At 59.2% G+C, this 13,928-nt stretch carries 10 protein-coding genes and 3 pseudogenes; 7 read left to right on the forward strand and 6 right to left on the reverse strand.

The annotated features are described in order from the left end of the window. Positions 1–65: 65 nt before the first annotated feature. Positions 66–624 (reverse strand): annotated as a pseudogene (locus CV102_RS26720) (DDE-type integrase/transposase/recombinase). 233 nt (positions 625–857) lie between these two features. Here CV102_RS26720 and CV102_RS17760 point away from each other — a divergent pair. Together CV102_RS17760 and CV102_RS26725 are read left to right on the forward strand one after the other, a co-directional pair. Beyond that, positions 858–2,069 (forward strand): hypothetical protein, encoded by a 1,212-nt coding sequence (locus CV102_RS17760; RefSeq protein WP_148859337.1) that lies wholly within the window; start codon positions 858–860, stop codon positions 2,067–2,069. A 162-nt stretch (positions 2,070–2,231) separates the two neighbouring features. After that, a pseudogene (locus tag CV102_RS26725) lies at positions 2,232–2,387 on the forward strand (RNA-guided endonuclease TnpB family protein); the annotation flags it as partial. A 71-nt stretch (positions 2,388–2,458) separates the two neighbouring features. Here CV102_RS26725 and CV102_RS17770 read toward each other — a convergent pair. Continuing rightward, a complete protein-coding gene (locus CV102_RS17770; RefSeq protein WP_148859338.1) occupies positions 2,459–2,677 on the reverse strand; it encodes a hypothetical protein in 219 nt (72 codons plus the stop codon). A 145-nt stretch (positions 2,678–2,822) separates the two neighbouring features. Then, positions 2,823–2,933, reverse strand: a pseudogene (locus CV102_RS26730) (ArsR family transcriptional regulator); the annotation flags it as partial. Positions 2,934–4,015: 1,082 nt separating this feature from the next. Between CV102_RS26730 and CV102_RS17780 the strand changes: the two are divergent. Both CV102_RS17780 and CV102_RS17785 read left to right on the forward strand, forming a co-directional pair. Further along, positions 4,016–4,684 carry a TraB/GumN family protein gene (locus CV102_RS17780; RefSeq protein WP_148859339.1) on the forward strand — a complete coding sequence of 223 codons (669 nt, stop codon included), beginning with the start codon at positions 4,016–4,018 and terminating at the stop codon, positions 4,682–4,684. Positions 4,685–5,168: 484 nt separating this feature from the next. Next, complete coding sequence (locus CV102_RS17785) at positions 5,169–6,530, forward strand: RNA-guided endonuclease InsQ/TnpB family protein (protein ID WP_148859340.1); 1,362 nt, start codon at positions 5,169–5,171, stop codon at positions 6,528–6,530. A gap of 201 nt (positions 6,531–6,731) precedes the next feature. Here CV102_RS17785 and CV102_RS17790 read toward each other — a convergent pair whose 3' ends face one another. Further along, on the reverse strand, positions 6,732–9,608 hold the full coding sequence (locus tag CV102_RS17790) for a M14 family zinc carboxypeptidase (protein ID WP_148859341.1): 2,877 nt from the start codon (positions 9,606–9,608) through the stop codon (positions 6,732–6,734). Positions 9,609–10,059: 451 nt separating this feature from the next. Between CV102_RS17790 and CV102_RS26110 the strand changes: the two genes are divergently transcribed. Continuing rightward, entirely contained in the window at positions 10,060–10,233 is a 174-nt protein-coding gene (locus CV102_RS26110; protein ID WP_187433027.1) for a hypothetical protein, read from the forward strand. 114 nt (positions 10,234–10,347) lie between these two features. Here CV102_RS26110 and CV102_RS27050 read toward each other — a convergent pair whose 3' ends face one another. Continuing rightward, a complete protein-coding gene (locus tag CV102_RS27050) occupies positions 10,348–10,482 on the reverse strand; it encodes a hypothetical protein (protein WP_267903130.1) in 135 nt (44 codons plus the stop codon). Positions 10,483–10,536: 54 nt separating this feature from the next. Here CV102_RS27050 and CV102_RS17795 point away from each other — a divergent pair, with 54 nt between their 5' ends. Continuing rightward, the gene (locus CV102_RS17795; protein WP_148859342.1) at positions 10,537–11,772 is read left to right on the forward strand and encodes an RNA-guided endonuclease TnpB family protein; all 1,236 of its coding nucleotides are present in this window, start codon (positions 10,537–10,539) and stop codon (positions 11,770–11,772) included. Between the two features lie 294 nt (positions 11,773–12,066). Here CV102_RS17795 and CV102_RS17800 read toward each other — a convergent pair whose 3' ends face one another. Next, positions 12,067–12,294: an HTH domain-containing protein gene (locus CV102_RS17800; protein ID WP_148859343.1), complete on the reverse strand. Its 228-nt coding sequence runs from the start codon at positions 12,292–12,294 to the stop codon at positions 12,067–12,069. Between the two features lie 83 nt (positions 12,295–12,377). Here CV102_RS17800 and CV102_RS17805 point away from each other — a divergent pair, with 83 nt between their 5' ends. Further along, positions 12,378–13,835, forward strand: a complete 1,458-nt coding sequence (locus CV102_RS17805; RefSeq protein WP_148859344.1) for an RNA-guided endonuclease TnpB family protein — start codon at positions 12,378–12,380, stop codon at positions 13,833–13,835. Positions 13,836–13,928 lie beyond the last annotated feature (93 nt).

A 13,928-nucleotide genomic window follows, 5' to 3' on the forward strand; every position in this document is an offset into this window, starting at 1 on the left:
AAAACACCATGTGTGTTCTCGTTAAATGTGGTCTCAAAAGGGACAAAAACGGGAGAGGGGAACTCTCAATGTTCAAGCCCATCTCTGACGCTTGCACGACTGCCCACCCACGAGTTATGAAAACGGTCAACGTGCATTTGAAAGTATGAAGCCACTTTTCGATACGGTTTCGGTCAACGTAATCGAGCCGACCGCTCAATCCCAATCGAAAGAGGGCAGTCAGATACTCGTAGTCATCGACGAGAAACACAGTGTCGGAGAAATCGTGTTTCCCGGTCAATCGATATAGGGATGCAGCGGCTGGATCAGTGCCTCGCCGTCCAGAGACTGCGACGTCGAGAATCAACCGAGAGTCGGTAGCTATTGCAACGTACACCCAAAACCATTCGCCAGTGACCTTAACAGAAGTCTCATCAATTGCGACCCACGACGGCGACACCATCCTCAGAACGCGTTGCGTTCTGCTGTCGAGGCGAATCAGTAATTCGCCGACCATTGGAGAGCGATGCTCTCCAAGAGGCCGCACGAGAGCTTCGCTCTTATGAACGTCGCCGCCCGCTCACGCTCCCATGCTTCATCAAATTCCGCCGTATAGCACTCGCTGAGCAGGTCTGCGAGCGACATAGCCAAACTAACTCAACGACCTGCTCGCTTCTCAAACTGCGCTAACTAGATGACACCGAATCACGTTAGAACCGCGATATTGTGTCAGTTATGATCGCTGGTGAATACGGATTGGCTCCAGCGAGACTGCTCGGTCACTCGAGTTCGCTATTCTCGGTTTTCTCTAAATACACACGAGCATAACATCACTGTGATTGGCATATCTTTTAATAAGAGGGCTATCATCATTATCTATGGAACGTCGCACATTTATTGTTAGCACTGGTGCTGGTGCAGGAGCCGTCCTCGCCGGTTGCGCGGATGCCGAAGAGGAAAACGGCAACGTGAACGAAGACGATGATGGAACCGGCGGGGCAGAGGGGAGCGACGATGGTGAGTCCGAGTCAGAAGAGGAGACAGACGACAGTACGGAGCCAGATGAGGAGAGCGAGGGTGAAGAGCAAGATGGCGAGACTGAAGGCGAGGACGAGGCGGCTGAATCCGAAGGGGATGAAGACGAGGGTGCGAGCGAAGAGGAGGACGCGGCGGACGAAGAGGAGGCCGAGAAGCCACCGACCTCCGAAATTACGATCTCGGTCACCGATACAGAGGGCGAGTCGATCGCGGGCGTGGAAGTCCACGGCGAGGGCGAACCGCACGAGGCCGATATCCCCCTCGAATTTGACGCAGAAACGGACGAGGATGGAGTTGCCTCAACTCCGATCTACGAGAACGAATACACGATCGAGGTTGATCATCCTGATTACGACGCCGAGACGGTTGAGCACGCTCATGAGGGCGAAACCGAGGTCTCCGTCGAACTCGAGGCCGACAAACCCGATCCCGACGAGTACGAAAACGAGATTCTGAACGAAACGCCGCTTGAGGTCGAGAAATTCGAGATGTACGACGGGTATGGTGTTTCGGGATGTGTGGTGAGGGTCCCGATTGCCAACGAGGGAGAGGAACAGTTGCAGTTCGATTACACGTTTACTGCCCACTACGGTGACGACGTGCTAGCTGAATTCTCGTCTCCCGAGACGATAGACACACATACCGAGCGGGACCTCTCGGCGCAGTTCAGTGACATCGATACGTGCAATGAGGCGACACATTTCACGCTCGAACTGGGGAACTATCAGGAGGTCGATCACGAGGACGGTGACGTCGAAGGCGAGATCACGACGGACTCCGAGGCGGAGGGGGTCTTCGTGGTCGAAGACCACGAGTTCGACAACTCGGAGTGTCGCATCTCTGTCGATGCCGTGAACGAATCCGACGAAACGATAACCGGACTCCTCGAGATCGTTATGTACGGTGCCGGCGTGACGGAGATCGACGAAGCACAGACGCAATCGAACTCGTTTGATTCTGAACTCGAACCAGGAGAAACCCGATCGTTTCACGTCGGGAGCAGCATCTGTGCCGAACTCGAATCGTACGAGGTACGGGTTGACGTCGAATAACACGACTGTCTCGGTGGTGTGACCCAATCGCTGTTCTTGCTTTCGTGCCCTCCAGAGGGCGCAGCAGATGCCAGTTCCCGACTCGATCCTTGGAGGGGGAGCCAAGCGAGCAGACCGACACCATGTTGAAGGGTGTCTCTAGTATCCGGTTTGGGTCTGTTCAATATTGCAGACCGCTACCTCAGCGGAGAGAGCCTTTCAAGAGAATACACGGATGGCGATGACTCGGCTGAGGACGGGGGTCGGTTGACCGGCCCGCAAGACTCCCAAGCCGATGCTGAAGCCCAGCAAGTGACGCGTGGAGCGTATGCGTCTTGAAACCTTAGGGTCGAGCCGGTCGGCCTGAAATCCCATGGTGGGATTCCCGCGATTTTAGGCGCGGGAGGAGGTCAACTGTTACTGCTGACCGTGATCGGCTCTCCAATTGGCTTCATGACCGCTGAAATTACGATATCAAAGTCGGGGAGATCGTCGTCCTCACACCGATGATCCCATCCGCCTTCGATGGAAACGTCGTTTTCAGTGGCACTCGTGATGAGATCGCACAGTGCTGTATGGAATTCTGATTCGGACGTAATGGGCAGGTCGATCGATGCCTGGTTTTCCATGTGATATCACCTAGGGGCCTGATTTGCTACAGTATAGCATACTCTCCCTGTGTTAATATACAAATTGATGTATCCAAACTGATGAAAATCTTGACAGAAGATGGGGGTGCTGAACACAGCGCCCACTACCCACTGCACTAAAACCGATGTTCTCGCGGGGCTTTCCGGTGTGGAATGCCACGTTGACAGCGACGTTGCGCCCCTTCTCTTCGAGTTTCTCGAGGACCAAGAAGTCAGTTAGTTGTCGTAACCTCATAATCAGCTACACTTGTATCCATAACTTATGATCTATGAAAATCACCCTCTCGTCACTCTCCCCTCTTTTTACTCTCGAGCCGACCGACGTCACACATATGCCATACGAACTGTCCAGTGACACTCGGGGAGTTATAACATTCTATGAAACTCCGAAGACAGGGGAGAGACTTCGGAGGGGATGCTCAAGACACTGTGCAAGTGGCTACAGAGACAGACACCCTGCCACTGTCCACCACTCCACTAATTTCTACAAGGTAAGACATCTTAAGTTTTACCTACTCTCTCAATGGAAGAGCAATACCGTCTCAAGGGTCGTGGATGGAATAGCCGACTCACGACACAGACGATGGAAGGTCCTTAGCCGTGGAAGGTACTACGGTGGGCGTTGCTGCTCTGTTCGATACCTCTACTTTCCACCTTCTCGAGGACGATTCATCCCAATTTGATCAGCGCGCTGTCGGAGGGATCAGAGCGGCGCCGGTACTCGTAATTGGTGGCCAGACAACAGGAATCAATTCGATTCAATCGGGACCACGTAGCTAGAATAGAGAAGTGAGACCGTAGCATAGATCAAAGGTATCTCAGTCAGTGTTGTTGGGTCTGTGAGCGACTGTATTTGTATGGGCACTCATACAGGGGGGATAGATTTCACGTATAGAGCATAACTCTTCTCGAGTCACTGACGTTGGACTCGGTCTCATGATTTCCGCTTGCGGACCTGCGCCAGCTGATCTCGAGTTCGGCGGCCTGTAGAACTTTGCTCTCACTATCTGCTTGCTCTTCGAGCGACGCAGTCTCTCGTTGCAGGTCTTGTCGGTCTTCTGTAGAGCTGTGGTACGCCCTAACCAACTTCTGAGGCCGATCGGGAGCTACTGCTACCCCTGGCGTGTTAATCGTTCACACTATCGTTCGGTCGAGCGATCCGACAGCGAACTATATTGTGGAGAGCAACGTTAGTGCCGTAGTGGGTGATGCGGTGTTCGCGCTGCCAGGACGTCCCCAGAGGTCCGTGGAGACGCACACGCCCGTTTGTGCGGCATTCCTCGGCGACTCCCGCATTCACGTCCCCGCTCGCAGGCCATGATCACGCTCCGAATCGACGAGATCCATATCAACGGCGGGCTTCACCGAAATCGACGGCGCTTCCAGCCCATCCTCGACCTGATCGCGGAGACCGACCCCTCGATTCTCGCGATCGAGTACGACCCGCCACGGTTCGAGCGGTTCGTCGACAACGTCCTCGTGGATCGCACCCACTGCGAACCAACGGACGTCTTTCTCGCGATCTTCGCGAGCAAGGCCCTCGACATCCCGCTGGCCCTGATCGACACCGGCCACACCGAGGCGGCCGTCGCTGCCGAAGCACGGTATCGACGCGAAATCAGTCCGGAGCGCATCGACCCGGCCGGACGCCTTCGAGAGGCGGATTCGCTGGCCACCGTTCACCGCGATCTCCGCAGGCTCGAAACCCGGGCGCCCGACGCCTACCGCGCGCTCGTCCACGACCGTGATCGGACGATGGCCGGCCATCTCCGTGCGCTTCAACAGCGCGACGAACGGGTCGTGGCCATCGTCGGCGAAAACCACACCGTTGGGCTGCGGTCGTATCTGATGCCCCCCTCGACACTCGCTGACGCGCACGTCGAACGCCCGCCGATCCGTGAGCCGCCTCGCGGGCCGTTCGAACCCTGGGCGGCTCGCCACCTCTCGTACCACCCGGCGATGCCGAACGTGACCGAGACCGTTTGAGCGAGCAGTTCCTCCGTCGCCTGCCGGACTGTTGCGTCGCGTTCGTCCGCCGGGGCTCGTCCCACGCCTGGCTTCTGACCGAGCGATGAACGGAAACGCAGTCGCTCACTCGAGGCCGGGAACGACAGAGATCGCGAGACGACGTCCCCGAAGGGGGACGCCTGGCAGTCCACACCGAGATCCTCGAACTGTGCCGGGTCGCTCCCGACCACCACGTCGGACTGCCGGCCGTGACTTCGAAGAGAAGCCGCCGACTCACTTTTCGGGAGCAGTGCCGACAACCCGGGCTACCTTCAACAGCGAGAGAGTCCCGCCCTTCCCGTGAGGCGAGAGCGTTCCGACACTCGCTGTCGGAACCGAGCGCCGAACAGGGCGGGCGTGAATCGCGTCCACTTCATGACACAGTCAATCAACTACTGCCCGCGGAGAGTCTCCTCCGATCGAATCAAAGTAATTACAATTCTCCCCGCCGTACCGTCTCACGATGAAGCGCGCCAACACGTTCGAAGTCCGCCCCCTCTCCCCAACTGGCGAGGAGATCCTTCGGCGCCTGTTGGACGCTTCTGCCGCGCTCTGGAACGAAACCAACTACCAGCGCCTCATCCGATACACCGACGACGACGGCTACGAAGACGACGACGTCTGGGACGCCGACACCGGCGCCCTCGAAGGCCGATACAAAAGCGTCCTCGGCGCCTCCACCGCCCAGCAAGTCATCCGCCAGAACACCCACGCATGGCAGAACTTCTTTCGCGCGGAAGCAAAATACTACGATGAGTCAAACGCGACCGTCACCGAAAAGCCCAACCCGCCGGGCTTCCGCGGCAACAAAGACGACGGGCGCGAACTCAAAACCGTCATCCGCAACACGTCGTACTCTATCGACTGGGGCGAGAGAAGCCGACTCGAACTCCTCATCGGTCAAGACCTGAAAGACGAGTACGACCACACGGGGCGCCTCCGCTTAGAAGTGTGCGGTGAGCCAAACTGGCCCGAGTACGAGTCGCAAGGTCGATTGAACGTGCAGTACGACGAGGTCGACGGCGTGTACAGAGCTTCGCAGCCTGTGACTCTTTCCGACGATATACAGGCAACTCCACTGGCCGATGAAACGGCCGCTCTGGACATCGGCGCGAACAACCTCGTCGCCTGCACCACGACCACAGGGAAGCAGTACTTGTACTCGGGTCGGAACCTCTTCCGGCGGTTCCGCGAGACGACGCGACGCATCGCCGAGTTGCAATCCAAACTGGAAGACGGCCAGTACTCCAGCAAGCGCATCCGGCACTTGTATCGGAAACGAACGGAGCGTCGGGACCACGCACAAGACGCGTTGTGTCGGGACCTCGTCGAGCGATTGTACGAGGAGGGTGTGTCCGAGATATACGTCGGCGGGTTGACCGACGTGTTGGAGACGCACTGGTCGGTGGAGACGAACGCGAAAACCCACAACTTCTGGGCGTTCGCTCAGTTCGTGAAACGGGTGACGTGCACGGCCGAAGAGTATGGGGTCGGCGTGAACGTGCGTTCGGAGGCGTGGACGAGTCGGGAGTGTCCGAACTGCGGGTCGCGCGAGGAGACGACGCGTCACCGGGACACGATGACGTGCGTCTGCGGGTTCGAGGGCCACGCGGATCTCGTAGCATCTCGAACGTTCTTGGAGCGACAGACTGGCAGTGCAGTACGGCTGATGGCGCAGCCCGAGCGGTTCGAGTGGGACGACCATTCGTGGTCGGAGTCTCCATGCTCTCGTGAAAGTCCCAAAGAATTGCGCTCACACCAGAGTACCACGCGAAAGCGTGGGAATGTTGCCCCCGAGGAGTCAGCAGAGCCGAGACTCCCGTGACGGGGAAACCTCGCCGTTCACGGCGAGGAGGACGTCATTGAGCAGGAAACACGAGCGAACGACGTCCCGTCGTAGCCCGTCCCGTGACCAGAATCGCGTAAAGACGAGACGGAATCCGTTGGACCCACCCGTCAGTTGCGCCCGTGGTGAGGCGAAGATAGCGCGAAATACAGTTGCGGAGCCGTGAGGAGCGATCCCAGTTTATCGCAGTTCGCCGTAGGTGCCGACCAGTGCTCCGTCGGTGTATCGCCGCTGTTCGAACCCGAGTGCATTGCAGATCAGCGTGTGACCGAAGAACGACAGGGCGTAGTCCGCCATCCCGAAGGGGTGCAGTTCCCGCTGATTTGCTGGTGGGAGAAGCGACCCGATGACAGCGATCTCCGAGTCGCCAGCGTCGAGCGTCCCGACCGCAACACCCGCATCGGTAAGCTCCGGATCCCACCAGGGTCCCTCCCACTGGTCCATCCGGCCAGCACTGTCGACACCAGCGGCTTCGGCTGCCTCGTCGTCGATGATGGTGGCTGGAGAATCGTTGCCGGTAGTATAACCGACCTGAGAGACCTTCCAGACCTCCTGCTGGATCTCTCGGACGTCCGCGAGTAGCGGGTGGTCGAGGTCTCTGTCCACGAGGTTGGGGATCTGCATCTCGAGCGATCTGAGGTCGTCCGCGTCGATACTCGCTGCACCACCGACCTCGAGTTCCGCAAGCAGGTTCAGACCGGTATCAGTCAGCACGAGATCGCCACCGTTCTCGACGAACGTCTCGATCGCCGAGACGTACTGCGAGTCATCGCTGTCGACATCGTGGGAGATCACGAGTTTGTCGTACCGGCGGCGGCCGGAGTTGCCACGCATCAGCCGACCGATCTTGATGTCGTGGACTCGCAGCCCATCGATAGAGCCGTCCTCGAGGAACGGCTCGAGGTCCTCGAAGAACTGCATGGGATTGACGACATACTCGCGCTGGGAGTAGCCGAACACGTCCTCGGGATCGGGATGCGCCTCGTCGGTTTCGAGCGAGACGAAGTCGACCTCGACCGCGCCGTCACCGTCGTACTCGACGGTCCAGTCTCCGACTTCGGGAGCGGGAACGTAGAGATGGTCGCGTCCGCTCATACAGCAGGCGTCCTCGTCGAGTTCGGAGAGATCGACTTCGTGGACGACCTGCCCACCCGGATTCGTCACCCGAACGATGCCGTCCTGAACGCCGTGGGTGTGGAGTTGGAGAGCCAGTGAGTGCGTTCGCTGGCTCGACGAGACAGTCGCCGCGCCGTCCGGGCCGGGCTGGACTGATTCGTGGCGGCTCTGCACCTCGGTTGCACGGTCCTGACCGGGGCCCTGACCCTGGCCGGGCCGTTCGTCGGTATGTGAGAGATCTGCGGAAGAGCGCGTCAACTCGTCGGTCGCAACGTATGCGGTGTCCTGTCCGCCGGTGACCACCGTTGCCTCGTTCTCGGCGGCCGCCATCTCAGCATACTCTCGCATCGAGATGCGGTAGGCGGTCGTCTGGTGGCGGGCGATGTACGGCTTCCACGTCTTTTCCGCATAGGTCGCGTTGTTCGCCCAGGACATCTCCGGTGCAACCGTGCGTGCACCGAGACCACCCCACTCTTCGGGCATTCCGGCCCAGCCAAGGAAGGCGCCGGTCACCTGGTAGCTGATCGAATCATAGATCGTTCCCCAGTTGAACAACCCTTCTGGGTTGTACGGCGCCCCCTCCGGATCGTAGCCGTATCGGTCAGTGGCGACACGGTCGACGTCCTCCTGGATCGCCTCCATGCCACCCCAGTAGTCTTCCATTCCGTCACCGATGCGGACGTTGACCTGATCGAGTTCATGCGTTCCATCGTGGTCGAACGGCGCGTTCGTCTCCAGGTTCAGCACGAACCAGTCCGACGCGTACATCCCGTGATAGTCACAGAGGAAGGTGACGTTGTCGTAGCCACGGAGATGCTCGACGTTGGCCAGTGCGTCCGGGACCATATCCTCGTATCCCACCTCGTAGCCGGGGCGCACCTCGGGTGCATCCGCCGGCTCGGCGGGCCAGAACGCCGGGTTCGCCCAGCCGATCGTCGGATACTGGCGGTTCGTATCCAGTCCGGATGCGTTCCCCCGCTGGAAATTGTACACCTGCTCGCCAGTCGACGGATGGACGAACTCGTGCTGGGGTTTGCGCACGACCCAGCCGTCCGGATTGACGAACATGAACACCAGCACGACGTCGTCGAGCAGGGGATTGAAGTCGTCGGCGTCACCTTTTGCAGCCTGCTCGATAATGCGACAGCCTGCCTCCACACCCTGGCGTTCGTCGCCGTGAATGCCGACCAGGTAGACGGCTTTCTCCTTCTCTCGGAACGCCGCTTCATCCCGAATATCGTTCGTGACCTCGACGACGTAGACGTCTCGTGGGTCCGGATCCTCGCCCGTATAGCGGTTGGTGTGGCCCGGACTGTGCCCGATAACCTCGAAGTTCACCATCTCCGGATACTCCGCTTCGAGGTGGCTCATCGCCGCATCAGTTTCCCGGTGTGAAATGTAGTCTCGTGCGTCCTCGACCGGCGGGAAGACGCCATCCGCATACGGGCTCTCGAGTTTCCAGAACGGGTTCGAACCCGGCGAGAACTCCATCAGTTCAACACCACCTCCCGAGAGGACGTCCGCGACTTCCTCCGCGGTAAGATGGGCGTGGGCGGCAGGTGTCGGCTCCTCGCGCGTCACCGCCTGTGGTGCCCGCGAAAGATCCTCGTCGATCGGCTCCTCGTACTCGTCGGCAAAGGTTGCAAGTGCGTCGGTATCGGCGAATTCGAGAACCGTCGGTGCAGCGTAATCGTCCCGCGAGTAATTGACGACGAACTCGTACTCGTCCGTCATCACCTCGTCGGTAACCCCTTCGGCTACGGCGGTGCCCGGTAACGCGAAAGCCGCGCCGGACGCAGCGGCAACACTGAGGAAGGTCCGCCGGGTGATCGTGGCGTCCCCGAACGCGCTCTCATCGAGCGCTGCAGCTTCGTCGGCCGTGAATCGGTCCGGGTCGGTACTCGGGTCAGGTGACTCCGTTTGCTGGTCGTGGCTGGTCATGGTCACACAATGTGTTAGGTAAACACACACTTACACTAGCAGTAATCTCATAAGGTCGTGACTAACGTTCTCACAATTGTTTACACACCACAACCTATATCGGAGTATCAGCTCCGAGAACTCCGGCGAGGAGAAGCAATCCGTCGGCTTCTTGGAAGAGTGCTGACCGCCGGGCGAGTGGGTCGTCCTACGGATGGGTCACGCGATCCCAGTCGATACACTGGGCGACGCCCTCGCGCGGGTCGTCGGCTCGGTCCGCAGCAGGGCGTTCGCCTTCGAGATCTCGGCGGGGGTGTGGTCGGCGTCGCCCTCGTGGGAGTCGCCGACCGCGAGTGCGAATGTGGGATCGACCGCGTCGCGGCCGCCTGCGCCGAGCGGCCGGCAGCCGATTTGGCAATTCTATGCGCTCTGCCACCTAGAGTTATGCTTGTCGCTGATACGGGATGTGATAATGAGCAACGAACCGGCTGCTCCCGACGATATTCGGGCTCGACTCCAGGACCTCCTCGACGGCGTTCGAACAGTGGATAACCAACTCCCCGAGTCGCTGTCACTAAACGAGTCGATCAACGAACTCGAAACGACGCTTGCACTCTACGACCGCCTCGAGTCGCAGGAGGAGTGAGAAGCCTGATCGAGAGGCTGCACTTCGAACCGAAGACCCATCTTTAATCAGCGAGGGAACCCTGGCCTTTAGGCCGGGTGGGGAATCGCGTCACTTGGCTACGCTGTCCACCAATCATTCGCCCCTTTTGGAATCCAACTGTTCTTGTGCGTAGAGCATCATTCCTTTCCAAGTCAGTCCATGACGTTTCTTTGTCTCTTTCAACTGTTCGTACTGGTCGTCGTCTACCTCGAAGTTGATGTTTGGCATACTGTATTCTCGAATCCCGATATGATTAAGCTTGTCTAAGTTATATCTAAGTGTGTGTCCGAGACGGTGACGAAGACGCTACAGGCAACACTCGCCACACCCACTACGGGCAAGGAGCAACGCCTACAGCGACTCTTGGACACCTACAGAGACGCACTCCACGACGCATTCGACGCGAGGGCAAACACGATGTCTGCCGTCAACGATATCATCACACCCTACGATCTACCGTACCAAGCCAAAGACGCGCTCAAGTCCTACGTTCCGAAGCTTCGAAAGACGTACGACGCCCGTGAGATCGATGACGAGCATCCGCTTCGACTCGTTAACCGGGCCGCAAGGTTCGACTACTCCGACGAGCGTGAGCACGGCTTCGTGTGGCAGGTTCCGATGCCGGGACGTGGGACGAACTTCTGGATTCCGATTCAGATCAACCCCGAACAGGAATCCCTGTGGTTCGACCTACTCAACGACGACGCGAAAGCTGGCGAACTCCGTTTGCAGCGTCACCGGACGTCGTGGGAGTTGCACGTCACCGTTGAGTTCTCGGTCGATGAACCGACCGAACCGGACGATCCAACGTACATCGGTTTCGACGTCGGCGAGAGCGCGTTGATTACGGGCTGTGCCCTCAAACGCGACGTGCCACGGGAACCGATGCTCGAGAGTGGCAGTCGGGCGCGACACCTCCGCAAAGAGATGTTCACGACGCTGAAGCGTCTGCAAGAACGCGACGCTGCCGAGTGGCGGATTGACGAGCGATTCAATTACTACCAGAACGCCTTGACAGATATCGTCGAGAAGGCGTCGCTGGAAGCCGTCGAGTACGCCCAACAGTTCGACGATCCGGTGATCGTGCTCGAGGACTTATCGTACATCCGTGAGCAGTTAGACTACGGCAAGTTCATGAACCGTCGCCTTCATGCGTGGGCGTTCGCCCGACTTCAAGGACGCATCGAGGACAAGGCGGCCGAGGTAGGTATTCCAGTCGAGTCCGTTAACGCAGCGTACACCTCGAAAACGTGCCACGCTTGCGATCGTCTTGGGCGTCGCGACGAGCAGGCAGAGTTTGTCTGCCCACACGACGACTGCCACATAACTAAGTTCCAAGCAGATATCAACGCAGCGGCGAACATCGCTGCTCGCGTCGATCCGTGGGGAGAGAGCGTTCCTTGGGAACCGGAACGTGATGACTCGCCTCGGAACGGGAGCGCCAGTGACAGCGCCACAGTCCACCGTGAGACGAGCGAGAAATCCTCGCAGATGACGTTCGCGTCCTACACGGACTGAAACCTGCCAGATTGGATTCCCCTCGTAGGGGAAGCCCCGCCGTTCACGGCGGGGAGGATGTCACGAGAGTCGATTAGGGATCAGTGCCGGGAAGCATTTCCTCCGTGAGGTTCAGCAGGTCGCTTCTGACGGTTTCCGAGTGAATTGCCTCGGGGTCAAGCCGAGGCACTCGCCTCGCTCATCTGTAGATGACGAGAAAGTTAGCGGAAGCCTCGCCCTTCAGGGCGGGGTCTAAGCGATAGGCCCGCCAACTCAACCCACCGGCCTACGACCCGGCGCGTGATTCTCACATTGCTACTCGTCGATGGGCCACCACACCACTGCATTCGATCCGACCTCCTTCCGCTCAACCCGCCCCTCCTTGCGCAACTCATCAAGTCGGCGGAGCGTCGTCGCTCGATTCACATCCAAATCTTCCGCTAACTCCGTCGCAGTCGCCACCGGCTCGTCAACCGACCGTAACGCTTCGAAGACATCTTCGGTCGAAGCCGCCCGCGGTCGCCCACGTCCATCTTTGGTCATACCGCGTCATTGTTGCTGCTCTCGCATAACGTTTCGACCGCTCACCCAAACCTACTTATTATAGAAACACGTGTTGTTAAATGATGGAGCGCACCAACACGTTCGACGCACGACCGCTCTCGCACAGAGACCGGTTGCTGCTCCTCGAACTGTTGGACGCCTCCGCCGCCTGTAACAACCAAATCAACTACGAACGCAGACAAGCCTACTTCCACGCCCGAAACAACGGCAGCCACACCACGTCCGAACTCAAAGACATCGTGTGGAACGCCACCACCCAAGAAAAATACCGCCAACGCTACATCCAACAACTCGGCAGCAGCACGCCACAACAACTCTACCGCAAAAACAACGAAGCGTGGCGAAGCTTCTTCGAACTCCTCTCGAAATACCGCGACCCCGACGACGACACCGTCACAGACGAACCGAGCCCACCCGGATACTGGAAGGACGACGACAAACGCCGACTCCATACCTGCATCCGACAGGACGGTTATACCGTCCAATGGGGCGAACGCAGCCGCCTCGAAATCGTCGTCGGAACCGGGTTGAAAGAGAAGTACGGCCTCGGCTACCACGACCGCCTTCGACTCGAAATCCGCGGTGATCCGCGTTGGCGGGGGAAGCAGCGTCGCCTCGAACTCACGTACAATAGAGATGCCGAATCGTTCACTGCACACCAACCCGTCGAACGCGCCGAGCCGCGCTCTCGGCACCGGCGGGACTATTCTACCACACTGGCCGCCACTCCCGGCGAGGAAGGAGTGGTGGCAGCGGTGGACATCGGCGCGAACAACCTCGCCGCTGTCGCAACGAGCGAGGGCGACACCCGCCTGTACCACGGCAGACCCGAATTCGACCGGTTCCGAGAGTGTTCGGAGGAGATCGATCACCTGCAATCCGAGTTGGCGTACGGGGAGTGGTCGAGTCGACGCATCCGCGAGTTGTATCAACTACGTGGCGACCGACGCGATCACGCGATGGACGCCTTGGTGCGCGACCTCGCCGGGTGGCTCGCCGAGCACGACGTTCGGAAGTTGTTCGTCGGCGACCTTTCGGGTGTACTTCGATCGCATTGGAGCGCGCGGGTGAACGAGAAGACGCACCTGTTCTGGGCGCACGGTCGGTTCCGCGAGCGCCTCGAGCACGTCCTCGAAGGCGAGTACGGCATCGAGGTGGAGGAGGAGTCCGAAGGTAGGTCGTCTTCGCGGTGCCCCGAGTGCGATAGTGAGGTCGTGAATCGCGGCGGCGACCTGTTGCAGTGCCTTGAATGCGGATTCGAGGGGCACAGCGACGTTGCGGGTGCGGTGAACTTCCTCCAAGCGCAGGTGCAGGCGGAAAAGGAGGTAGACGCGTTAAGTGGGTCGATGGCTCGACCCGCGGTCTCCGGTCAGAACAGGCCTTGCGAGAAGGGACACCGGTTGGTGCCCTGCCTCGAGTGGAATGATCACGAGTGGCGACGCTCGGATCGCTCGACCAAAGAGGAATCCGCAAACCGGAGTACCCGCGAGGGGAAACTTGCCTCCGGGGAGTCGGCGTAGGCCGAATCTCCCGCGGAGGAATCCTCGCCGTTCACGGCGGGGAGGGAGTCAAGTTGGACTAGTCAAGCCTGCCAAGGAGTTTACTTCGTCGAT

The sequence above is a fragment of the Natronococcus pandeyae genome, from assembly GCF_008122205.1.
Lineage (GTDB): Archaea > Halobacteriota > Halobacteria > Halobacteriales > Natrialbaceae > Natronococcus > Natronococcus pandeyae.